The 21,905-nt window shown below is 63.2% G+C and carries 23 protein-coding genes; 9 read left to right on the top strand and 14 right to left on the bottom strand.

Annotation, left to right across the window (positions count from 1 at the left end; genetic code table 11):
- Positions 1–41: 41 nt before the first annotated feature.
- Entirely contained in the window at positions 42–1,694 is a 1,653-nt protein-coding gene (locus BUA41_RS06070; protein ID WP_072820765.1) for a BCCT family transporter, read from the bottom strand.
- A gap of 407 nt (positions 1,695–2,101) precedes the next feature.
- On the opposite strand from BUA41_RS06070, the gene BUA41_RS06065 reads away from it, so the two are divergent.
- Genes BUA41_RS06065 through thiE form a run of 3 tightly spaced genes read left to right on the top strand, consistent with a single transcriptional unit; the run spans position 2,102 to position 4,113 of the window.
- Positions 2,102–2,689, top strand: coding sequence for a helix-turn-helix domain-containing protein (locus tag BUA41_RS06065; RefSeq protein ID WP_072820763.1), 588 nt, complete (start codon positions 2,102–2,104; stop codon positions 2,687–2,689).
- Between the two features lie 22 nt (positions 2,690–2,711).
- On the top strand, positions 2,712–3,512 hold the full coding sequence (gene thiM, locus BUA41_RS06060; protein ID WP_072820761.1) for a hydroxyethylthiazole kinase: 801 nt from the start codon (positions 2,712–2,714) through the stop codon (positions 3,510–3,512).
- Positions 3,502–4,113, top strand: coding sequence for a thiamine phosphate synthase (thiE, locus tag BUA41_RS06055; RefSeq protein ID WP_072820757.1), 612 nt, complete (start codon positions 3,502–3,504; stop codon positions 4,111–4,113). Before thiM ends, thiE begins: the two co-directional genes overlap by 11 nt.
- 3 nt (positions 4,114–4,116) lie before the next feature.
- Here the strand turns inward: thiE and BUA41_RS06050 are convergent, their stop codons facing one another.
- The 5 genes from BUA41_RS06050 to BUA41_RS06030 all read right to left on the bottom strand — a co-directional run bounded on the left by BUA41_RS06050 (position 4,117) and on the right by BUA41_RS06030 (position 9,068).
- A complete protein-coding gene (locus tag BUA41_RS06050) occupies positions 4,117–4,881 on the bottom strand; it encodes a sulfite exporter TauE/SafE family protein (RefSeq protein ID WP_072820755.1) in 765 nt (254 codons plus the stop codon).
- 96 nt (positions 4,882–4,977) lie between these two features.
- Positions 4,978–5,352 (bottom strand): putative zinc-binding protein, encoded by a 375-nt coding sequence (locus tag BUA41_RS06045; RefSeq protein ID WP_072820845.1) that lies wholly within the window; start codon positions 5,350–5,352, stop codon positions 4,978–4,980.
- Positions 5,353–5,471: 119 nt separating this feature from the next.
- Positions 5,472–7,064, bottom strand: a complete 1,593-nt coding sequence (locus tag BUA41_RS06040) for a GMC family oxidoreductase (protein WP_072820843.1) — start codon at positions 7,062–7,064, stop codon at positions 5,472–5,474.
- A gap of 32 nt (positions 7,065–7,096) precedes the next feature.
- Entirely contained in the window at positions 7,097–7,624 is a 528-nt protein-coding gene (locus BUA41_RS06035) for a twin-arginine translocation pathway signal protein (protein ID WP_072820753.1), read from the bottom strand.
- A gap of 10 nt (positions 7,625–7,634) precedes the next feature.
- Positions 7,635–9,068, bottom strand: coding sequence for a coniferyl aldehyde dehydrogenase (locus tag BUA41_RS06030; protein WP_072820751.1), 1,434 nt, complete (start codon positions 9,066–9,068; stop codon positions 7,635–7,637).
- Positions 9,069–9,282: 214 nt separating this feature from the next.
- On the opposite strand from BUA41_RS06030, the gene BUA41_RS06025 reads away from it, so the two are divergent.
- Together BUA41_RS06025 and BUA41_RS06020 are read left to right on the top strand one after the other, a co-directional pair.
- Entirely contained in the window at positions 9,283–9,558 is a 276-nt protein-coding gene (locus BUA41_RS06025) for a ribbon-helix-helix protein, CopG family (protein WP_072820749.1), read from the top strand.
- Positions 9,558–9,899, top strand: a complete 342-nt coding sequence (locus tag BUA41_RS06020; protein WP_175546935.1) for a type II toxin-antitoxin system PemK/MazF family toxin — start codon at positions 9,558–9,560, stop codon at positions 9,897–9,899. Before BUA41_RS06025 ends, BUA41_RS06020 begins: the two co-directional genes overlap by 1 nt.
- A 40-nt stretch (positions 9,900–9,939) precedes the next feature.
- Here BUA41_RS06020 and purU read toward each other — a convergent pair whose 3' ends face one another.
- Positions 9,940–10,806, bottom strand: a complete 867-nt coding sequence (gene purU, locus BUA41_RS06015) for a formyltetrahydrofolate deformylase (RefSeq protein ID WP_072820745.1) — start codon at positions 10,804–10,806, stop codon at positions 9,940–9,942.
- A gap of 129 nt (positions 10,807–10,935) precedes the next feature.
- Positions 10,936–11,829: an alpha/beta hydrolase gene (locus BUA41_RS06010; protein ID WP_072820743.1), complete on the bottom strand. Its 894-nt coding sequence runs from the start codon at positions 11,827–11,829 to the stop codon at positions 10,936–10,938.
- A gap of 98 nt (positions 11,830–11,927) precedes the next feature.
- Between BUA41_RS06010 and BUA41_RS06005 the strand changes: the two genes are divergently transcribed.
- Complete coding sequence (locus tag BUA41_RS06005) at positions 11,928–12,392, top strand: type II toxin-antitoxin system HigB family toxin (protein ID WP_245791856.1); 465 nt, start codon at positions 11,928–11,930, stop codon at positions 12,390–12,392.
- 3 nt (positions 12,393–12,395) lie between these two features.
- Complete coding sequence (locus tag BUA41_RS06000) at positions 12,396–12,767, top strand: helix-turn-helix domain-containing protein (RefSeq protein WP_072820741.1); 372 nt, start codon at positions 12,396–12,398, stop codon at positions 12,765–12,767.
- Between the two features lie 56 nt (positions 12,768–12,823).
- On the opposite strand, the gene BUA41_RS05995 is transcribed toward BUA41_RS06000, so the two are convergent.
- A complete protein-coding gene (locus tag BUA41_RS05995) occupies positions 12,824–14,140 on the bottom strand; it encodes a hypothetical protein (protein WP_072820740.1) in 1,317 nt (438 codons plus the stop codon).
- A 173-nt stretch (positions 14,141–14,313) separates the two neighbouring features.
- On the opposite strand from BUA41_RS05995, the gene BUA41_RS05990 reads away from it, so the two are divergent.
- Together BUA41_RS05990 and BUA41_RS05985 are read left to right on the top strand one after the other, a co-directional pair.
- Positions 14,314–14,571: an AbrB/MazE/SpoVT family DNA-binding domain-containing protein gene (locus BUA41_RS05990; RefSeq protein ID WP_072820739.1), complete on the top strand. Its 258-nt coding sequence runs from the start codon at positions 14,314–14,316 to the stop codon at positions 14,569–14,571.
- Positions 14,568–14,972 carry a type II toxin-antitoxin system VapC family toxin gene (locus BUA41_RS05985; RefSeq protein WP_072820738.1) on the top strand — a complete coding sequence of 135 codons (405 nt, stop codon included), beginning with the start codon at positions 14,568–14,570 and terminating at the stop codon, positions 14,970–14,972. Before BUA41_RS05990 ends, BUA41_RS05985 begins: the two co-directional genes overlap by 4 nt.
- A 15-nt stretch (positions 14,973–14,987) precedes the next feature.
- Here the strand turns inward: BUA41_RS05985 and BUA41_RS05980 are convergent, their stop codons facing one another.
- The 5 genes from BUA41_RS05980 to BUA41_RS05960 all read right to left on the bottom strand — a co-directional run bounded on the left by BUA41_RS05980 (position 14,988) and on the right by BUA41_RS05960 (position 21,902).
- Positions 14,988–15,512 carry a DUF1353 domain-containing protein gene (locus BUA41_RS05980; RefSeq protein WP_072820736.1) on the bottom strand — a complete coding sequence of 175 codons (525 nt, stop codon included), beginning with the start codon at positions 15,510–15,512 and terminating at the stop codon, positions 14,988–14,990.
- Between the two features lie 98 nt (positions 15,513–15,610).
- On the bottom strand, positions 15,611–16,672 hold the full coding sequence (locus tag BUA41_RS05975; RefSeq protein ID WP_072820735.1) for an acyl carrier protein: 1,062 nt from the start codon (positions 16,670–16,672) through the stop codon (positions 15,611–15,613).
- Complete coding sequence (locus BUA41_RS05970) at positions 16,669–18,879, bottom strand: thiamine pyrophosphate-dependent enzyme (protein ID WP_072820734.1); 2,211 nt, start codon at positions 18,877–18,879, stop codon at positions 16,669–16,671. Before BUA41_RS05970 ends, BUA41_RS05975 begins: the two co-directional genes overlap by 4 nt.
- A 147-nt stretch (positions 18,880–19,026) precedes the next feature.
- Positions 19,027–19,704 (bottom strand): hypothetical protein, encoded by a 678-nt coding sequence (locus BUA41_RS05965; protein WP_139249061.1) that lies wholly within the window; start codon positions 19,702–19,704, stop codon positions 19,027–19,029.
- Positions 19,705–19,811: 107 nt separating this feature from the next.
- Positions 19,812–21,902 carry a TonB-dependent siderophore receptor gene (locus BUA41_RS05960; RefSeq protein ID WP_072820729.1) on the bottom strand — a complete coding sequence of 697 codons (2,091 nt, stop codon included), beginning with the start codon at positions 21,900–21,902 and terminating at the stop codon, positions 19,812–19,814.
- Between the last annotated feature and the right edge of the window lie 3 nt (positions 21,903–21,905).

Raw genomic sequence — 21,905 nt, 5'->3', positions numbered from 1 at the left:
TTAACGACCAGGTGTTTTCGATTGCTCAAGGACAAGGCGATCTATTCCTGAGACTCCCGAACCGCTTTCGCGGGCTTGACGTAGGAGGCGAGTCCTCTGGCAAACACACCGAAATCATCGTTTCTCATGCCGCCCTTCTTCGCCGAGTTGAGCATTCGGTACACCGAGACCATGTAGGCGATACCGACGAAGAAGAACGGTGCTCCCACCACGATGGCCAGGCTTCTGATGGCATCGAACCCGCCGGTGAGCTGGAACATGATGCCGGTAAACCCGATTACCACGCCCCAGAGAAGACGCATGGAAACCTTCGGGTTTTCCTGGCCGTTGGACACCTGCATGGCGGCAAAGAAGGAAGCCGAGTCCGAGGTGGTGACCGCAAAGACCACGATGTTGAAAAGCACCATCAGACTGAGCCACCAGCCGCCCGGCATGCTCTCGAGCAGCGTATAGATGCCGGATTCCGGCTTCTCCTGGACACTTTCCCAGAGGGGAGCGATCCCGCTGACATCGACATAGCCGGCTGACCCGCCCCAGATACTGAACCAGCCAATTGCCAGCAGCATGGGGACCAGGATGACGCCGACAATGAATTCACGCAGGGTGCGGCCTCTGGAGATACGCGCTATGAAGCCGCCGCAGAAGGGGATATAGGAGATGTACCACAGCCAGTAGAAGACGACCCACCAGCCAAGCCATTCCCGCTGCTCGAAGTTGCCGGCATCCGTCCAGAACTGCAGCGCCAGGACCTGGCCGAAGTAGTCTCCAATCTGCTGAGTGGCAAGATTCAACAGGTATTGCGCTGGCGCGTGGCCGAAAAAGAGCAGTGCAAAGAGAATGATACCGGCCATGATCATGTTGGCCTGGCTCAGAAACTTGATACCGCGTTCCACCCCGGTGGCAGCGGAGATCACGTAGGCGACGATCACCACCATCATGACCAGAGCCTGCCCCAGGGGGCCGAGGTCGAGCCCGAACAGCTGGTTGAGACCATAGCTGATGGACGCGACCCCCAGCCCGATCATCGTGGCATTGCCACCGATGGTGCCGATGATGCCCAGTCCATTGGCCAGGCGTCCCCAGATACTCCTGTTGCAGCGCTCGCCGAGAATGCCGTAAAGGCCGGTTGCCACGGTCAGGGGCAGCCCCAGGCGATAGGCGGGGAAGGCGATGGCCCAGGCGGCGATGGCAAACACGGCCCAGCCATGCATGCCCCAGTCGAGCAGCGTGAGCTGAACCGCCTTGGGGACCCCCGCGGCTTCGCCCGCGGCACCCATGTCGATGACATGAGAGGATTCATAAAGATGGGTCAGAGGTTCGGCAACACTGAAGAAGACAAACCCGATGCCGAAACCGCAACTGAACAGCATCGATATCCAGGCACCATAGGAGAATTCCGGCACCTCGTCGTCGGCACCCAGCTTCAGGTCCCCGAAGGGGCTGATGACCAGATACAGACAGAAAATCAAGGTCGCCCCCACGCCCAGCAGGAAGCTCCAGCCGAAATTGAAGATCAGAAAGTCTCGGATGCCCGATAGCGTCGCTCCGGTGGCCTCGGGCAAGAACAGGGCGCAGGCGATGATCGATGCGTATACCGTCAGCACCGGCCAGAACAGGGTGTGATCGTATTCACCGAACAGGCGGGTCGTTACCCCGCCCCGCCGATGAGGCTTGTTGTTGTAGGGGCGATTCATCGTTGCAGATCCTCGCATCATCATCTCTTGTTGTTGGAATGACCACTCGGCGCGCATGAAGCAAGCGGCTAATGGCCTCACAGAAATGAAAGTAGCAAGGGTTTATAAACTTTTAAATGAAAAAATAAAATATTTTTTCATTTTGCCTAGAGAACGACCAGTCTCGATGCCTCGCGGCCCGCCAAGTGGTCTGGATCGAACGAGCCTCGTGATTTTCTAGATTTTTATTTCAATATCATACTCTTATCGATTTTCTAAAGGCATGAAGGAAAGCTTTCCGCAAGAACTTCAGCCGAGGAGCATGAACCTAGCGTGTGAAAATTAATCGTTTTTTTTCATGCACATGGATTTCATGCTACCCTTGCCGAAACCGAGCCACTTCCTCTCCACTGACAACAGCAGCCACCATGGAAAAGAAGAATCAAGCCGCACCCGAGGACCTGCATGTCGGACGTCAGATTCGCGATCTGCGCAAGGCAAAGCGGATCACCCTGGCGACACTGGCCAAGGAGGTCGACAAGTCCGTGGGTTACCTGAGCCAGGTCGAGCGGGGCACTTCATCGCTGCCCATCGGGGTGCTCCAGGCCATCAGCAAGGCGCTGGGGGTGCGTGCAAGCTGGTTCTTCCATCCCGAGGAAAACGCCAGCAATGGAGAAAGCGAATATATCGTCCGGGCCGATCATCGACGTACCATGGCCTTTTTAGGCATCGGCGCCCGGGAGGAGCTCTTGTCACCGCGGCTCAGTGGCCAGCTGCTGCTCATCATGACCCGGTTGATGCCGGGGGGAAGTGGCGGTGAAACGCCGAGACGACGCAAGGGCGAGGAGGCAGGCTATGTCGCCGCCGGCACACTGGAGCTGACGATCGGCGACCAGACCTTTACCCTCGAGGCAGGTGACAGCTTCTCGCTGGCCGACGACAAGCCGCACCTGATCCACAATCCCGGTGAAACAGAAACTCAGATACTCTGGGTCATGACCGGCAACGATTACTGAGGCTCCGGCTGGAGGCACCCGCATGTTCGATTGTCCCTCTCATCTTGCCCGCCTGCGCCGACGTGCGCCCTTGGTACAGAACATCACCAATCATGTGGCGATGAACGTGATGGCTAATGTGCTGCTGGCGATCGGCGCCTCGCCGGCGATGGTGCATGCTAGGGAAGAAGTCGCGGAGTTCGCAGCACTTGCCGATGCGCTGAGCATCAACATCGGCACGCTCTCGGCCGAGTGGGTCGAGTCCATGGAGATTGCCGCCCGGGCCGCCAATCAAGCGGGAACACCCTGGGTGTTCGATCCGGTGGCGGTCGGCGCCACGGCGTATCGTCGCCGGGTCGGTGCGCGTCTTGTGGAGCTGAACCCTACGGTGATTCGCGGCAACGCCTCGGAGATCATTGCCCTGGCCTCGGCGAGCGGCGGCGGGCGCGGTGTGGACAGCACCGATGCCGTCGAGGCCGCCGAGCAGGCCGCCATCACGCTGGCCGCTCGCACCGGCGGTGTGGTGGCGGTCAGTGGCCCGGTGGATTTCGTCACCGATGGCAGACGTCGCGCCCGGGTCGCCAACGGGCATCCCATGATGTCGCGCATCACCGTGATGGGCTGCTCCCAGACCGGCGTGATCGCCGCCTTTCTCGTCGGCGCCGAGGATCGCTTCGAGGCTGTGCTGGCGGCCATGACCTGCTACGCCGTGGCCGGCGAGATCGCCCATGAGCAAGCCGACGGCCCCGGCAGTTTCGCCGTCGCCTTTCTCGATGTCCTTCATCAGCTGGATGACAGCCAGCTCAATGCCCGCCTGCGCGTGGAGATCGACGATGTCCTTTGACCTTTCCCTGTATCTCATCACCGATCCGGCGATGTGCGCCGAGCGCGGCCTGGTCGCCACGGTCGTCGCCGCGGTGCGTGGCGGCGTGACCATGGTGCAGCTGCGTGATAAGCACGCCACGGACGCCGAACTCATTCCCCAGGCCAAGGCATTGAAAACGGCGCTGGCCGGAAGTGGCGTGCCACTGATCATCAACGATCGGCTCGAGGTAGCCCTGGCCGTCGGGGCGGACGGCCTGCACATCGGCCAGACCGACGGGGACGCGGCGGCGGCACGCGCGGCCCTCGGCCCCGAGGCCATCCTCGGGCTTTCCATCAACAGCCACGAACAGCTCGCCCAGGTCGATCCCGCCCTCATCGACTATCTGGGACTGGGGCCGGTGTTCGCCACCTCGACCAAGGGCGACCATGAGGCGCCACTGGGCTTCGAGGGCTTGGCGTCGCTGGCCGCGGCGAGCAGGTTGCCCGGCGTGGCCATCGGCGGGCTGCAGGCGCAGCATGTGCGGGCAGTACGCGAGGCCGGGGCCCAGGGCCTGGCGGTGATCTCGGCGATCTGTGCCGCCCCGGACCCCCAGGCAGCGACGCAACGCTTCGCCACCTGAAGCTCATGACGCCACGAGCTCCTCGATTCCCATCCACAGAAGTCTCAGCGCCAGCAGCGTCAGCATCCACTTGAACAGCGTATCGAAGCGCTTGTCGCTCAGGCCCCGCAATAGTCGCAGCCCTAGCCAGGTGCCGAGCAGCCCGGCGGCGATCATCGCCGCCATCAGCCCCAGCCAGTCACGGAAAACGAATCCCGCCACGCCGAACACGAAGGCCTTGGTCAGATGCTGCAGGCTCATGCAGGCGGCGAAGGTCGCCACCCGGGCGAAAGCGGTGGTCTGGCTGTGCTTGACGAAGGCCGCCACCAGGGGACCGCTGGCACCGATCAGGCTGGAAAGCAACGTGGTCACCGCACCCGCGGCCAGGGTCGCACCCTTGCCCAGGCGGCCCTTGGGCAGGCTCGGGCCCCAGCAGGAATAGAGCACGAACGCCGCGATGGCGAGTTCCAGTACCCCGCTCGGCAGGCGGATCAGCAGCCAGGCGGCGGCCAGGGCACCCAGCACGACCCCGGGCAGGAAGGCGGCAATCACCTGGCGGTCGATGTGGCGCCAGGTCAGGGTCGCGCGCCCCAGGTTGGAGCCCAGCTGGACCATGCCGTGCACCGGGATCAGCGCCGTGGCAGGCATGACTTGCGCCATGACGATGATCAACAGCGTGCCGCCACCAATGCCCACGCTGGCCGAGATGACCGAGGTGAGCATGGCGAGCCCCACCAAAGCCAGGTTCAATATCGGGGAGAGCGGAGAAAGCGATTCAAGCAGAGGCAAGGTAAGCGTCCCGATGACAAAATGACGCTCTACTATAGCGAATTCACCCGGCCAGGGTGGCAGGCGACGCGCTGAGAGGGTGCCCGCCTTGCCGGGTCAGACGGGCAGCCGCGCGATGATGTCGCTGACATCGTCGCAGACCTGGGCGATCTCCGCGTCGCTGTAGCGCTTGCCCCGCCGCTTCTTGTAGCCCTTCTCGTAGAGCTTGACATGCTCGGTGGCGGTGACGCCGGCATTTTCCAGGCAGTGGGTGACACAGTGCATCTGGCAGCCGTCGACGGCCACGATCGGCCGGCCCGACCGAGCGGTCTTCACCAGACCCGGCACGCCGCCGCCGACGCCGGCGATACAGGACATCTCTGCCACACCGGCATGGTCGAGGCGCACCGCCACGTCATTGGCCAGCTGAGCGACATCCGAACAACCGGAACAGGAGTAGATCAGGGTGCGGGGTTTGCGTGGAGTCTGCATGCTGGTCACGACACCTCCTATCGGAACGATCATCGGGGTTGCCGGGGCCTCGCCCCGAGCGCGACCATCGTCTCATGTTCGAGTCTCGCATGCGTTGAGAACAGTCAAGGAAGCTTCATTCACGCACCAAGTCGCGCCGCGAGCCTGCTGGCCAGGCAGGCCACCACGGCGTAGATGGAAAGCTGCGGGTTGGCACCGATACTGGTGGGAAACAGCGAGCCATCGAGGATGGACAGGTTCGCGAGCTGATGGTGTCGGCCATGACTGTCGACCACGGCGCGGCGCGGGTCGTCACCCAGCCCACAGCCGCCCATCACGTGGGCACTGGCCAGGCGCACGTCATGCCGGGCATAGCGCAGCGCCTTCACCTGCTCACGGAAGTCCGGCCAGCTGGGACTGAAGCGGGCGCGACTGTGGCCAGGCATCACCGCGCTGGCACCGGCGGCGAACTGCAATTCGCCCATGGCCAGGTAGGCGCGCCGTACCCCATCCCAGAGATAGTCGTTGAGGGGGTAATCCAGCACCGGCGTGCCATCGCTTCGCAGCATCACCTGCCCGCCCTGGCTCTCGGGATGGAACCCGTCGCGCAGCAAGGCGATGACGACGTTGCTGTGGGAGAGTCGGCTCATGCGCGCAAGACTCTCGATACCATGACCGCCGAACAGGGCCGCCATGATGCTGGGCTGCATGGGCGGCACCTCCAGCTTGAAGCCCATGGGGCCGGTCACGCCCTCGCGCCACTGGAAGTGGTCGCTGTGCACCGACTGCGGCGCCCCATAGTAGCCGTCGATGCGTTGCTCGAACCGGGCCATCGTCAGGTTCACCGGATGCAGGAAGGTGCGCTTGCCGAGGCGCTCGAACGGGTCCGGCGCCTTGGAGCGCAATAGCAGTCCCGGTGTGTTGATGCCGCCGCCGGCCAGCACCACATGGCGGCCACGCAAGTGCAGACGAGGCCCCTCGGGCCGGCTGAGGGTCGCATTCATGCCCCGACATTCCACCCCCACGACCCGATCGCCTTCGAGCACCAGCCGCTCGGCACGGGCCCGATGAATCAGGGTGGCTCCGGCCTCCAGGGCAGCTGGCACGGTGGTCAGCAGCATCGACTGCTTGGCGTTGGTCGGGCAACCGGTACCGCAGTAGCCCAGGTTCCAGCAGCCGCGGACGTTGCGCGGGATCGTCGCCCAGTGCCAGCCCAGCGCCTCGCAGCCGGCGCGCAAAACATCGTTGTTGGGATTCGGTGCGACGGTCCAGGGCGACACGCCGAGCCGTGCTTCCATGTGTTCGAACCAGGGTACGAGACTCACGGCATCGAGGCCCGTCACCGCGTGGGCCTCGGCCCAATGGCTCAGGGTCGGCTCTGGCGTACGAAAGCTGCTGGTCCAGTTCACGGTGGTAGAGCCGCCAACCGTTCGCCCCTGAAGGATGCTGATCCCGCCATCCTTCGTCATGCGCGCCGCCCCTTCCTGATAGAGCTCGGCATAGGCCTTGGCCTCGTCATTCTCGAAGTCGCTGGAGGTCTTGAGCGAGCCCTCCTCGACCAGCAGCACGGACAACCCTGCCCCGGCGAGGATCTCGGCACTGACACCACCGCCAGCCCCGCTGCCGACGATGATGACGTCGGCCTCGAAGACCGGGTCCGCCTCGAGCCGGGAGGCATCGAGCACGCGCCAGCCTCGGGCGACACCTTGCAGGAACGGATCGGGCACCGGCATGGGCATTTACCTTCTATTGGTCGACGAATCACTCATATCCGGGGCGGCCCCGGGTAGCCGGTCTCGGCCCAGGCCATCGGCAGCGCATACCAGGCCATCAGCAGCAGTTGGTTGAGCGCCTTGTAGCCCTGTCGCAACAGGTCGAGACGACTGTCCCGCCAGCGAACCAGGAAGGCGTCGATATCCTCGGGTGACGCCTTCTCCCAGGCACCCCAAACACCGGTCAAGGGGCCTCGGGTCAATGGCAGGTTGAGCAGATCGAGCAACTCCCGAACCTCTTTTTGAATCGCCGGCGACATGGAGGCCAGGCTGCGATCGAGCTGGTGCAGCGCGGCCTCGATGGCGCCCTGCTCCTGCTGCAACGCCGGGTGCGGGCCAACCATGATGGGAAGCAGCGCAGCCAGGGGCGCCAGGTCACCATCGCGCAGCACCGCAAAGCCCGTCGCCGGCCGATCTGAGGAGCACCCGGCGAGGCTTGCGGTCACGCCGATCGCGCTCACGGCCAGACTGGTACCCAGGCCCAGCTTCAACAGCTCGCGACGCGAGAGCACGATCGGCATCGGTACGTCCTTACCGCAGGAACCAGTGATAGATCAGCCGCTGCAGCCGTCCGCCATAGGGCGGGTAGATCAGCCTGGCCGTATTGAGGCGCTGCTTGATGAACACCCCCTTGGCCTTGCTGAAGGTGAGAAACCCCTCGTGCCCATGGTAGTGGCCCATGCCCGAGGCACCGATGCCGCCGAAGGGCAGGTCCTCCTGGGCCACGTGCAGCACGCTGTCGTTCACGCACATGCCGCCGGCGTGGGTATGGCTCATCAGGCGGCGCTGTTCGGCCCGATCGTAACCGAAGTAGTACAGCGCCAGCGGGCGTGGGCGTCGGGCCACGTAGCTCATGGCATCTTCGAGGCTGTCGACCGGGACGATGGGCAGCAGCGGGCCGAAGATCTCCTCCTGCATGAGGCGCATGGTGTCGTCCACATCGAGGACCAGCGTGGGCGGCATGACACGTACATCATCGAACTCCTCCTCGGCCGGGTTGATCGCGATCGCCCGGGCGCCCTTGGCCAGGGCGTCATCGAGGTACCCCTTGAGACGCCCATGCTGGCGGTCGTTGACGATCCAGGTGTAGTCGGGGTTGTCGTGCAGGGCAGGATAAAGAGACGTGAACTGCCGGCGTAGCGCCTCCACCAGCTCGTCGACGCGCTCCCGGGGGCAGAGCACGTAATCCGGCGCGACGCAGGTCTGGCCGGCATTGAGTCCCTTGCCGAAGGCGATGCGCTCGGCGGCATGTTCGATGGGCACGTTCCGGGAGACGATGGCCGGCGACTTGCCGCCCAGTTCGAGCGTCACCGGGGTCAGGTTGGCGGCGGCAGCACGCATCACCTGACGGCCCACCGCGGTGCTGCCGGTGAACAGCAGATGGTCGAAGGGCAACTGCGAAAACGCCTTGCCGACCTCGGCCTCGCCGGTGACCACCGCCACCTGCGTCTCGTCGAAGACCTCGTCCAGCAAGCGGGCCACCACCTCGGCGGTAGCCGGGGTGAACTCGCTCATCTTGAGCATCGCCCGGTTGCCGGCGGCCAGGGCGGCGGTCAACGGCCCCAGGGCCAGATAGAACGGGTAGTTCCAGGGCACGATGATGCCGACCACCCCCAGCGGTTGATAGACCACGCGTGCCTTGCCCGGCTGGAAGGCCAGCCCGACTCGTCGTCGTGAAGGCTTCATCCAGTGCCGCACGCGCTTGACGGCATAATCGATCCCCTGCGCCGTCGGCAAAATCTCGGCAAGGCGCGTCTCGTCCCCTGAGCGGCGACCGTAATCCCGATCGATCGCCTCGATCAGTGCCTCCTGATGGCGAACCAGGCTCGCCCTGAGCGCCCTGAGATGATCAATGCGCTGCGCTGCCTCCGGCACGGGCTCATGCTCGTAGGCCTGACGCTGGGCCTCGAACAGGTGCTGCATACGCTCGAGGCGGTGCGGGGTTTCCGGCAGGCTGGCGGTCATGAAGGCTCCAGATGTCGAGGATCACTCCTTCGTTATAGCCTCATTCGAACGTTTAAACGATAGTCGGAAGAGAAGACGAGGCCATGACGCCGTTCGTCGCCGACATGCCTGCGATATCGGAGGAGATATCGAGCCCTGCCGAGGGTCGTGTGTAGCTAGTTTTCGGATAGTACGCTACCCTGTGTATTACATATCGTAATACGCAGAACATGCCATGGCTGCCATCAGCTTGAGATTACCCGACGAGGTCGAAACACTGCTTGCCACGGAAGCCGAGCGTGAGGGTCGGTCACGCTCCGAGATCGTGCGGGAAGCGATCACCGACTACGTGACGCGACGCGAGCGTGAGCGCTTCATGGCGGAGGTCGTCACCGCCGCCAACGCCATTGGCGAGGATAGCGCGGCAAGCGCCGAGGCGCGCGCGCTGGCCGATGCCACTGATGATCAGGCCCTGGATGATGATGACGTCACCAGCGACTGGTGGCGTTGATGCAGCGTGGCGAAATCTGGGTTGCCAACTTGAATCCCAATAAGGGCAAGGAAATCGGCAAGGCTCGCCCCGTGGTTATCCTGCAGGCCGACGAGCTTCTGGAAAGCGCGCTTTCGACCCTGGTGGTAGTACCGCTCACGACGCAGTATCGACCGACATTCAAGACGCTTCGAATCGAGATCGCCCCCCGAGACCGGCTATTGAAAACCTGCTATGCGATGGCAGAACATCCCCGTACGCTGGATCGTCGGCGACTCAGTGATGGCCCCCTGGCCTTGTTGACCGATAGTGAAATGTCGGCATTGGAAAAAAGCCTCAAGGCGGTAATGGGTTTGCTCTAGACCTGAGACCTGCCTTGAGAGAATAAAAGAGGCGTCAACATCAGCTTCCTGCAAACACCACCGTGCGCCTGGCATGCAGGAATACCCGGCGCTGAAGGTGGTAATCGATGGCCCGGGCCAGGGTCTGGCGCTCGATATCACGCCCCTTGGCGACCAGGTCCTCGGGGTAATGGCTATGATCCACCGCCTCGACGCCCTGGGTGATGATCGGGCCTTCGTCCAGATCGTCGTTGATGTAATGCGCCGTGGCCCCGACCAGCTTGACGCCCTTCTCGTAGGCCTGGTGGTAGGGCTTGGCGCCCTTGAAGCCGGGCAGCAGCGAGTGATGGATATTGATCGCCCAACCGCTGAGTCGCGCGCTCATCCCTGGCGACAATACCTGCATGTAACGCGCCAGTATCACCAGCTCGGCACCGGTTTCCTCGATGATTCGCCACACCTCGGCTTCCTGCTGCGGCTTGGTTTCCGGCGTGATGGGGCAATGGTGATAGGGAATCCGATGCCAGGCCGCCAGGGGTTCGAGATCCGGGTGGTTGGAGATCACCGCTCGCACGTCGATGGGCAACTGCCCGGTACGATAGCGATAGAGCAGATCATTCAGGCAATGATCCGTCCTGGAGACCATGATCACCACGGGTGTGCGCCTACCCGGCGGGGTCAGTTCGAAGGTCATGTCGAACTCTGCTGCCCGAGGGGCAAACTCATCCTGGAAGCGCTCGCTATCGAATCCCTCATTTTCAGGTCGAAACTCGGCGCGGATGAAGAAGTGGCAGGCCAGCCGGTCATCGAAGGAGTTGAGCTCGGTGATGTAGCAGTGATTTTCCTTGAGAAAGCGTGTGACCACGTCCACGGTGCCCAGGCGGCTAGGGCATTGGGCGGTGAGTATCCAGGTATCGGCGGTGCTCATGGAGGCTCCTCGATCGGCAGCGAACGGCAAGAACCATTCTAACCAGGCAACATCGGCGATAGGGAACAAAAGCCATGCGCGCCTAAGCAGGCCATCCTGCCTTCGCTATTCTCGGTAACTATATTATTCCTAGGCAGGCCGGCACTCGTCCATTTTTGGCGTCGTGAACGTCGCCAGGAAGGCCAGCAGTTGTGGTAACTCGTCGTCGATGTGTTGGCTAAGATCGTGATCGCCCGGCAGAAAACGCAACTCGACAAAAGCACCGCCACGATGGGCATGAAGGCACTCGGCATCACTCGGGGGAATCACGCTATCGTCGCGGCCGTGCACCAGCAGCACCGGGCAACGTACCCTCGGCAGGGTGGTCACCGGGGCGATGGCGTCGAAGCGATGCCCAATCACGTGCTCCACATAGCGCAGCACATACCAGCCCAGTGGAAAGAACGGCAATCGCTTGCTGGCCAGCCAGCGGCGCATCATGCCATCCGGGTGGGCGAAGGCGGAGAGACTGATCACGGCGGCGATCTCGTCTCGGCGCGAGGCAGCCAGCAACACCGCGGCGGCCCCCACCGAATGGCCGAGCAACGCGACCGGCTCCTCGGCCATGCCGGGCCGGCGGCGCAGCCATGCCAGGGCGGCCTCGGTATCCTCCGCGAAACGCGGCATGGAGGAGAAGGTGTCGTCGTCGCTCTCGCCGTGATTGCGGGCATCGAACAGCAACACCTTCCAACCCGCGGCCTGCAGGGGGCGAGCCAACGGCAGCATCAGCTCTCGATTGGCGCCCCAGCCGTGCGTGATCACCACCGCGCCCCGCCCATCGGCGGGTAGCCACCAGCCTACCAGCGTCCGTCCGCGCCGAGTAGGAATGCTCACCGTCTCGCCTTCTATCCCGTGTTCGGCCAGGCTGCGCTCCACCGGCACCCGTGGGGCGGCCAGGCTGACTCGCAGCCGCCGATGGAAGAGATGCAGCAGGCCGGCACCGCCAAGCAGCAGTGTCGATAGCAGAACCCACCCTGCGGGCATGGGCGCTTCCCTCTCTATAACGAACGCATTCCCACATTCTGGAGCACCATCAAGGGCACTGCTAAGGAATTACTGAATAAATCGCCGAGCGAAATGAAGTGCAAGGCGCACGGCGTTACGAACTAGGGCAGGAAGGCAAGAAAGAACAGGGACAGCTTCGGATTCAACACATTGAGAAGCGTTCACTAAATCAACGCTTTGTCGGAGTGTGGGAACTATTCTGCTTGCCTTTAGTCCCATCATGGGACAACATGCAGCCTATGCGGATCATTGCCATCAAAAATTTGCGCGACTTCTGGAATACGCATCCCGATGCCAAGGCGCCTCTGGAGGCCTGGGTAGAAGAGGCTCGGCACGCTACCTGGAAGGACGCACATGACATCAAGGCCAAGTACCGAAATGCTAGCCCCGTTGGCAACAAGCGTGTGGTGTTCAATATCAAGGGCAATGATTACCGGCTGATCGTTGCCATCGCCTACCGGTTCGGAGCGGTCTACATAAAGTTCATCGGCACCCACAAAGAATACGACAAGGTGGATGCCGCAACGGTTGAAATGGAGTGACACATGAACATTCGCCCGATTCGTACCGAGGAAGACTATAAAGCTGCCCTGCGGCAAGCATCCGCTTTCTTCGAGAACGAACCCGAACCCGGCACCGACGATGGCGACCATTTCGAGATCCTGCTGATCCTTATCGAAGCCTACGAAGCAGAGCATTATCCAGTCGACCTGCCAGACCCGATCGAGGCCATCAAGTTTCGCATGGACCAGGAAGGGCTGACGGCCCGCGACCTGGAGAAGGCCATCGGTCGGCGCAATCGGGTCTACGAAATCTTGAACGGCAAGCGCAATCTGACCCTGGCCATGGTCTGGAGGTTGCATGAAATGTTCGGCATCCCAGCAGAAAGCCTGATCAAGCCACCCAAGAGCGCTTGAAACGTTCCGATTTTTGGCGCTATTCACGGCTTTCTACGAGAGTCGGCCCTTTGCCGTCACAGCGCGATATCGAGCGCCAGGATACCCATCGACACCAGCCCGGCCATCACCGCCGCGTAGCCCAGGTTGTGCCTCATCATGCGGTAGCCGCTGATGCCGTAGCGCCCTTGTAGCGAGAGATTGATGCCCGAGAGGGGGCCGGCAGCGGTGCCCACCGCCCAGGCGCCGAGGGCGACGAAGGCGAAAAGGGTCTGCTCGCTGCCCTTAAGATCCAGCATCGACGCCAGCACCGACACGCCGATGATGGGGTGCAGGCCGGCGATGGCGCTGGCCACGATGACCAGGAAGCTGATCACCCCTTGCGCGGCACCGAACTCGGCAAAGAGCGTCCATTCACCGCCGGTGGCGGCATCGATCAGACTCGACAATCCCAGGGTGAAGAGCCCCGCGCAAAGAAAAAGAGAAATCTCGCCACGCATGGCGGGCAGCCGTTCCAGCGCATGCCGGCGAGTGCGGGCAAATGTCCAGCGTGGCCCTTGAACCAGATTGCTGGCCAACGCCACCGCCGGCAGCAGGAAGGTGATGATGCTGACGATCGTCAACCCAGGCGTCAGCCAATAGTGAAAGAGTAGCACCAGCATGGCCATGGCGGACGGCATCATCAGGCTTCGCGGCGAGAGAGAAAACCCGGTCACCTCGGCAAGATCGAAGCGTCGGGAAAGGTCGAGCAGCGTGATGGCACCGGCCAGCAGCGCCAACGGCAAGCCCACCGCCAGCACGCTCGAATAGGTCATTCCCGGTGCCAGTGTCATCACCACGCCCATGGAGGCGAAGAAAGGCGACCAGAGCGCCGCGCTCGAGAGGCCGCGGTTGAGCGCCAGCAGCTGAGGCAGGGACAGCGTGCCATTGCGGGCCAGGCGGTCGCCGATCATGAAGACCGTCGAGAGGTTGAGGATGATCCCCAGCAGATGGACGCCCAACCAGGTGCCGGCGGTACCTCGCAGGCCAGTGACGGAGCGCCCGAGCGAGCGGTCGCGGCGATTGCCGATCAACCCGATGAAACTGACCCCCACCAGCATCGCCACCACATGGGTATTGCCGTCGAGGATACCCGCCCATTGAAGCGATTCACCGTAATGGAGATCCGTTACCAGCAGCATGGCAAGCCCGAGTCCGGCGAGAACCCCTGCCTGGAGGCGCGTACGCTGGGGTATGTCGCGCCACAGCAGCAGCGTCGCCAGCCAGAAAGCATAGCCCACCAGATGCGGCACCGAGACGAAATCCGTGAAGCCGAGGACCTGGAGCAGCAGACCTGCAAGGATCAGCAGGCCCGCCAGCGCATGGCGTGGCACGAAGGAAGCCGGGGTGGGCATGACGGTCTATCGAGGCCGGTGACGGATGGTGTGAGCAGCCTAACAGCTTGCCTATCCTCTATCAGCTACCGCTGCAATTTGCCCACAACTTGTCTGCTTTGAAAATTTACCATCTCCAAAAAGTAAAGCGTACTCAGCGCTTATTCATCCTGATGTATAAAGGAGCGAACCGTATGGCCAAGACTCTAGCTACCGTCAGCTCGAAGCGGCAAATCACGCTACCCATCGATCTCTGTCGGGAGATAGGCATTACGCCCGGCGACAAAGTCAAGGTGTTCATCCACGACGGTCAAATCACCTTGATGAAACAGCACGTTGGCGCAGCCGAGGGCGCGCTTGCCCATCTTTCGGGAGACCCTTCCCTAAGCGATGAAGACTCCTTGCAAGAAGCGGTGGAGCAACGCGATGCCAGCCGGGAATCGGCGACGTGATCGCCATCGATACCAATGTGCTCTTGCGTTATCTACTGCAGGATGATGAGGCTCAGGCGCACCGAGCCAAGGCTTTGCTCCAAGGCGAAACACTGGTACTGATAACGGATATCGTCCTTGTCGAGACTCTCTGGACACTGAAAGGCAAGAAGTATCGTGCCGACAAGCAAGCGTTGGTCGACGTCATCAACAGCCTGCTGCAAGAGCCGACGCTGATGTTCGAGGACGACGAGACGGTATGGCAGGCTTTGCAGGATTACCGGCAAAAGAATGCGGATTTTCCCGGTGCCTTGATTGCCAGAAAAGCCGCCTATTTTGCACGCTCGAAAGGCGAGCCGTACTCGGGAATCTATACCTTCGATCGCCGATCGCTTACTCTGCCCGGCACCAGAGAAGGCTAGCTGATATGCCATCGATTAACGTTCCATGCGTCGACCCATGAAATCCTCGAGCAGGCTATCCAGGTCATCCAGGGCGTCTTTTCCGGTGAACTCCGAGGAGTGAACCATCTCCAGGAAGGCGGCAATGTTGTCCTGGGTCGGCGGCATGGCAACGCTCTGGGGCGTGCCCCATTTCTCGCCGAACACGCGCACCGCCGCATAGATGACACCAGCCAGCCAAGGCTCGGTGTCGTCGCAGCGCATGGCATAAAAGAACATGCGGTGCACGTCCCGAGAGGAACGTTCACGGTCTTCCTCGGCGATATCGTGCACCACGCTTGCGCGACGAAAGTTGCCCAGGTAGGGCGAGCCGAACACCGGCCCCCACAGGAAAGACGGGATGCTCGCACCGTTGACCGTTCGCCCCTTGGGCGCCAGCCACTCCCGGCCCTGGGGGTCGCGATAGATGAAGTCCGCCTCCAGACGCATCAGGCGATCCCGCGATTCCCGCTCCACCAGCCAGGTGGTCACGACCTCGCCGACAAACTCGCCATACTCCATCGCCCCCTCCCGCTTTCTTATCTACCGGTACGAAAGCCTATCGGTTGCCTTCAAGCACCCCCCGTCAATCACCACAAGACACAGAATCGCTAATTGCCCTACTCCTCATCCACCAACCACCTCCTTTGCTCTTCGATACCCATGCTGATCAGCCTTGGCTCGCTCTGCTGCATGGCTTGAAACGCGGCCTTGCTGTCGAGCCCTTGCCAGCCGAGCTGAATCAGCGCCTGAGCGACGGCGCCGCCGAGGGTCGATCCCGGCCCGGGGATCACGATGCGGTCCGGGGCGAACTCGCGCACGCTCACATTGAGGGCGGTGGTGAAGTCATAGGGCGTCACCAGCTGCTCGCCTAGGGTGTAGTCCCAGAGCGCTTCGGGGTCGGTGCTCCAGGGCGTCCAGAGCTTGCCTCGGCCGTCGATCAGCGGCAGCCGGGGAGCACCGAAGGATGTTGCCGGCAGGCGCGTTCTGGCCTCGGCCTTCACGCCCTCCTGCAGCGGCGTATGGAAGGCCGCATGCTGATGCAATCGCAGGGGGAAGCGCTCCAGCGGCGGCAGTTCCTCGATCAGGCGCTTGAGCCCGGCCTCGTTGCCGCCGAACACCAGCATGCCGCCGAGGTCGATGGAGAGATAAAGCTCGCTGCCATCCTGGCCATGCAGGGTCTCGATCAGCGCCAACAGCTCCCGGCGGCGCTCGGGTTGGGGCCGCCACTGGTCATCGACCCAGGGATAGATCACCTGCCCGCCGTTCAGGGTGGTCTGCATCAGGTGGCCCATGGTGTTGATCAGTGTGAAGGCAGCGTCCTTGGGCAGTGCACCGCCGACGGCCAGGGCGATGTACCAGCCCATGGAGTTGCCGGTCACGGCGCAGATCTCGTAACGCGCCGGATCGATGGCCAGCACGTCCGCCAGGGCGCAGGCATAGATCAGCGGCGAGGCGTGATCACCGCGCCCGTGAAGACTCATGCGAAACGGTGTCTCGCCGTCGAGTTCGCTGAGGGTGGGCTGGCCCTGCTCGCGGCGCAGCGCATCGAAGCGCGACAGCCACGCGCTACCGGCGGCATGGCGGGTCAGGGTGCCCCACTCCGCCTGGTTGTAGGTGCCGCGCCCGGGGCAGACGATCACCAGGCGCTCCCGGCGCGAGGCGTGTGTCAGTTCGCTCATGACCTCGGCCTCCCCTCGGCGGTCAACGCCCGTTGTCGCGAGGAGCGACTACCGCCCACCAGGTGCGTGGCATGGGCGATGATCGCCTCGACCGAAGGCAAGGTGACTGTCGCCGCCGGCCCCAGGGGGATGAAGCTGTCCTCGGCAGTCAGGCGGTGCAGGCGAGGGGATTCCATGCCCCGCTCCACCAGGCCGGTGATGACTTCCTCGCTGATTGAACCGCTGCGGCGGCATTCGTCCACGCACAATACCTGGGCGCAGTCGGCCACCCGGTGATGGATCGCGTCATGGTCGAGCGCCGTCAGCCAGCGCAGGTCGATGATGCGCAGTTCGATGCCCTGGGTCTCGAGTCTGGCTCGGGCCTGGTGCGTGAGATAGACGCCGTTGCCGTAGGTGACGATCGCCAGATCGCGCCCCTCGCCCCACTGGCCCAGTGATCCCACGGGTAGCCGGCATTCGGGGCCCGGGTCGGCGAAGCTCCACCCCTGATCGCCTTCCTCGAGCAGATCGCGGCAGTGATACAAGGCGATGGGCTCGAGCATCACCACCACGCGCTGCTCCTCGTCCGCCAGGCGTACGGCCTCCTGCAAGAGACCCACCGCGTCCGCGGCGTTCGAGGGGCAGGCGAGGAGCAGGCCGGGAATGTCGCGCAGCACGGCAATGGCATTGTCATTGTGGAAATGGCCACCGAAGCCCTTCTGATAGCCGAGCCCGGCGATGCGTACCACCATGGGGTTGGTGTATTGCCCCTGGGAGAAGAAGCTCAGGGTGGCGGCTTCGCCGCGCAGCTGGTCCTCCGCGTTGTGCAGGTAGGCCAGGAACTGGATCTCGACGATGGGCACGAAGCCGTTATGGGCCAGTCCCATGCCCAGGCCCAGGATGCTCTGTTCGTCGAGCAGGGTGTCGATGATGCGATAGGCACCGTATTTGGCCTGCAGGCGCTGGGTCACGCCATAGACACCGCCCTTGCGGCCGATGTCCTCCCCGGCCATGACCAGATGGGGATATTCCTCCATCAGCCGGTACAGGGTCTGGCCGAGCAGTCGGGCCATGGTCGCCGGCGTCTCGTCCACCTGGTGTTCAACGGGTCGGCGGCGGCCGGGTCGCGGCGGCGGCACGATGGAGGCCATCACCGCCTCGGCGCTTTCCAGCTTGGGCTGCTGGATGGCCAGTTCCGCCACCTGGGCGACCCGCTCACCGATGTGGTGATAGAGCGCCTGGAGGGCCTCGGGGTCGAGCACGCCGTGGCGCACCAGCAGGCCGGCGCTGAACAGCAGCGGGTCCCGCGCCTCGGCGGCCTTGATCTGCTGCGTCGTCATGTAGGCCTGCTGGGCATCGGAGCCGGCGTGACCCATCAGGCGCACGCAGTGCATGTGCAAAAACACCGGCTGCTTGAGGCGGCGTGCCAGACGCTCCGCCTCCCGGGCGGCACGGTAGGTGTCGAGCAGGTCGAGCCCGTCGCAGCTTACGTAGTGAAAGCCCGGGCGCCCGCGCATGCTCTGCTCGATCCAGCCGGCGGGGGTCGGCGTGGAGATACCGATGCCGTTGTCCTCGCAGATCATGACCAAGGGCATCGGCGCGCCCTGGTAGGCTGCCCAGGCCGCCGCGTTGAGGGCGCCCTGGGTGGTCGAGTGGTTGAAGGAAGCGTCCCCGAAGCTGCACAACACCACGCTGTCGGTGGGCCACTCGCCGCGCCTGCCCAGCCGCCGCCATACCCCCAGGCTATGGGCAGCGCCTACCGCCTTGGGCGTGTGGGAGGCGATGGTGCTGGTCTGGGGCGGCACGTTGAGCGCCTTGGAGCCCAGCACCTTGTGACGGCCGCCGGAGATCGGGTCCGCGCTGGAGGCGGCGAAACTCAGCAGCATGTCGTAGGTCGGGGTCTGGCCGGGCAGCTGCTTGCTGCGCTGGAGCAGGAAGGCCGCGTCACGATAGTGAAGAAAGGCCGGGTCCGTCACCCGAAATGCCTTGGCGATCGCCGCGTTGCCCTCGTGGCCGGAACTGCCAATGGTGTAGAAGGCCTCGCCGCGGGCCTGCAGGCGCCGAGCATGCAGGTCCAGCTGGCGGCTGAGCACCTGGGACTCGAACAGTTCGACCAGCGTCGGTGCCGTCAGTCCTACCTCATCCAACCGCCACGCCTGAGCAGGGCTAGGCCAGTCGCCATTACGCAGCGCCTCGAAGAGGCGCTCCTCCAGGGGGAAGGGATTCATTGTTGTGCAGCTCCTCGAGCGAAATCCATCGACACTCCACGGATGTAACCAAGAGCACTGCCCGGGCGCAAACAAAAAACTCCCGGCTGGTTGACCGGGAGCAAGTGGAGTCCAACATGAACTGACAACGAGACGAACGGAACGGTGCTACAGACCGAAGTCACCGGGGGCCTGATAGACGCCGCCCTGGTTGCCGGCGAACAGGGGCCTGGCCCGAGGGCCTCCCTGGACCGGGGCTTCGAACTGGAGCTTCAGCACACAGGCCGTGGAGCCGTCGCTTCCCACCCTCTTCAGGCAGCCCTCCTGCTCGCTGACCACGAAGGTGCTGCCGCTGATTTGCGCGTAGGCAGACTGGTAGCGCAGGCCCTGTTCGATCGCCTGATCGGACACCCCCAGAGTCATCAGTGCCTGGCGTCCTGCCTGCTGCATCGAGGCGCGAACATAGGCCTGCATTTCTTCTGGCGTCATCGCTTGAGCGGTGGGTATTCGGGAGGAATCTGCGCCGGCTTCCTCCTCTGGCGAGGGTTCCAGCATCGAGGCGGCCAGGCCGAGTCCGAACGACTTGCCCAGCGACAAGCCGAGCCCGGCATTGCTGCTCAACAGCAAGGCCGTGCCGGCGGTGGCGAGCATGTTGCTCATCAAGGCCTGGTACGTGTACCGCTCCTCGCTTGCCTCTTCGGCGAGATAGAAGCCATCGGCCGGAGGCACGCCATCGCCGCGGCTCGTGTCATAGGCGGGCGGCACAGGATCGCTTCCGGACGTTGCACAGCCGCCAACCAATGCCGCCAGCGTGATGGCGCTCATGAGACGCATGGTGGTTTTCATCGATCGGCCCCGCTTTGGCGTGATAGATTTCTTACCCAATCTACCACTGCCTTGCCTCTCGAAAGCCTTGGAAAGCGGCTGATAGCAGGCCTATTTCAACCGATTTCCTACCAGCGATAGCTCAGGCTGCCGATCACGCTGCGGGACTCGCCGTAGTAGCACCAGTAATCGCAGCTGGCCACGTACTCCTTGTCGGTGAGATTGGTGACGTTGACTTGGGTCCGCCAGTGATCGGTGAGATCATAGCTGGCCATGGCATCCACCACCGTATAGTCCGGTACCTCGATGTCGCCGTCCACGGACTCACCGACGTAGCGCACGCCGCCACCGATCTTGAGGCCGTCGAGGGCATTGCCGGCAAAGGCGTAGTCCAGCCAGGCCGAGGCCTGATGGCGGGGAATCAGCGGTGCGCGCTCGTCGTCTTCCAGTCGCGCATCGGTGTAGGTGTAGGCGGCGGTCAGCTGCAGGTTGTCGGTGAGGTAGCTCACGCTTTCGAGCTCGAACCCCGTGGACTTTCGCTCGCCTTCCTGCACCTGGAAACCGGCGGGAGACGTCACCAGGGTGTTGTTTTCCTCGAGATCGAACACCGCCGCCGTGACATAGCCGTCCCAGCCCGGTGGTGCGTATTTAAGCCCTAGCTCCCACTGTTCGCCCTCCCGCGGGTCGTACAGCGAGCCACCGTCATCGACGCGGCCGATCGGCTCGAAGGACTCGGTGTAGCTCAGGTAGGGATTGATCCCGTTCTCACCCAGGTACATGACCCCGCCCGACCAGGACAGGGCATCGTCGTCGGAACGCTGGGTCACACCGCTGGTGCGATTGGCGTTGTCGGTCTCCGCGCTGTCGTAACGCACGCCCCCCAGCAAGACCCAGCGGTCGTCGAGGCGCAGTTGATCCTGCAGGTAGAGGCCCAGCTGCTGCTTGTCGATCTCGCGCTCGATCAGCTGGCTGTCGTCCACCGGCGTGAAGTTGCCGTACTCGGGATCGAAGATATCGATGGGCGCGCCGAAGGAGAACAGATCTCCCTCCGCGCCTTGCAGATTGAAGTCCTGATAATCGATGCCAATCAGCAGCGTGTTTTCGGTGCGCTCGGTGAACCACTTGCCGACCATGCGGTTGTCCACGGTCCAGCTCTCGATCTCGCCATCGCGCTGGAGATGTCCACGATATCCCTCCGTGGCCGACGCTTGAGAAAGGATGTAGGTGCTTCTCAAGTCCAGATCCAGTTCGCTGTAGCGCAGATCCTGCTCGAAGGTCCAGGTGTCGTTGAAGTGGTGCTCGAACTCGTACCCCAGGGCGCTCTGGGTACGCTCGTCCTTGTCGTAGCCCGGTTCGCTGTAGTTGGTGGAAGGGTCCACCTTGCCGAACGGCGTGTCCTGCACGGTGCCATAGGCCAGCTTGAAGGGGTTGGTCGGCACACCATCGTCCTTCTGGAAACTGCCCAGGAAGGTAATCGTGGTGTCGTCGCTCAGGTCCACCGCCAGGCTCGGCGCCAGGTAGTAGCGTTCGTTCTCCGTATGATCCAGATCGCCGTCGCGCTCCTTGTAGAGCCCCACCAGCCGATAGCGCACGTCACCGCTTTCGCTCAATGGCCCCGAGGTATCCAGTCCGACCTGGCGATGATCGCGGTTGCCGACCTGCAGGTCGACGCGTCCCTGCTCCTCGCGTGTCGGGCGCTTGCTGACGGCGTTGATCAGACCACCCGGAGGCGCTTCGCCATAGAGGATCGAGGATGGCCCCTTGAAGACCTCGACGCGCTCCAGCCCGTAAGGCTCGGGAAGCCACTGATAGAACCCCTCGCGATAGATGCGCAGACCGTTCTGATAGGTGGAGTGATCGAAACCGCGCACCTTGAACCAATCCGTGTTGTTGTCCGCGCCATAGTGGCCGGAGAGCACGCCTGCGCGATAGCGGAAGGTTTCATCGAGGCTCTGGACGTTGCGCTCGTCGAGTTCCTCGCGATTCACCGTCGACACCGGCCGAGGTGTTTCCACCAGGGGTGCCTCGACCTTCAGCGCCGTGCCGACCACGACCATGGTCTCCGTGGTCTCTTCCTGAGCCGGGTTCTCTTGGGCATCCTGCGCCAGCGCGGCCGCGGGAATCGCCAGCAGGGTGCCGGACAACGAAACGTTCAGGCAACGGCAGATGGCCCGACCAAGACAGTTGGCGGGCGCGGGCACTAGACGGGGATGAGGCATCGG

The sequence above is a fragment of the Modicisalibacter ilicicola DSM 19980 genome (assembly GCF_900128925.1).
Taxonomy (GTDB): Bacteria; Pseudomonadota; Gammaproteobacteria; order Pseudomonadales; family Halomonadaceae; genus Modicisalibacter; species Modicisalibacter ilicicola.
The sequence above is the reverse complement of the archived record's forward strand: the minus strand, read 5'-3'. Positions and strand labels throughout refer to the sequence as shown.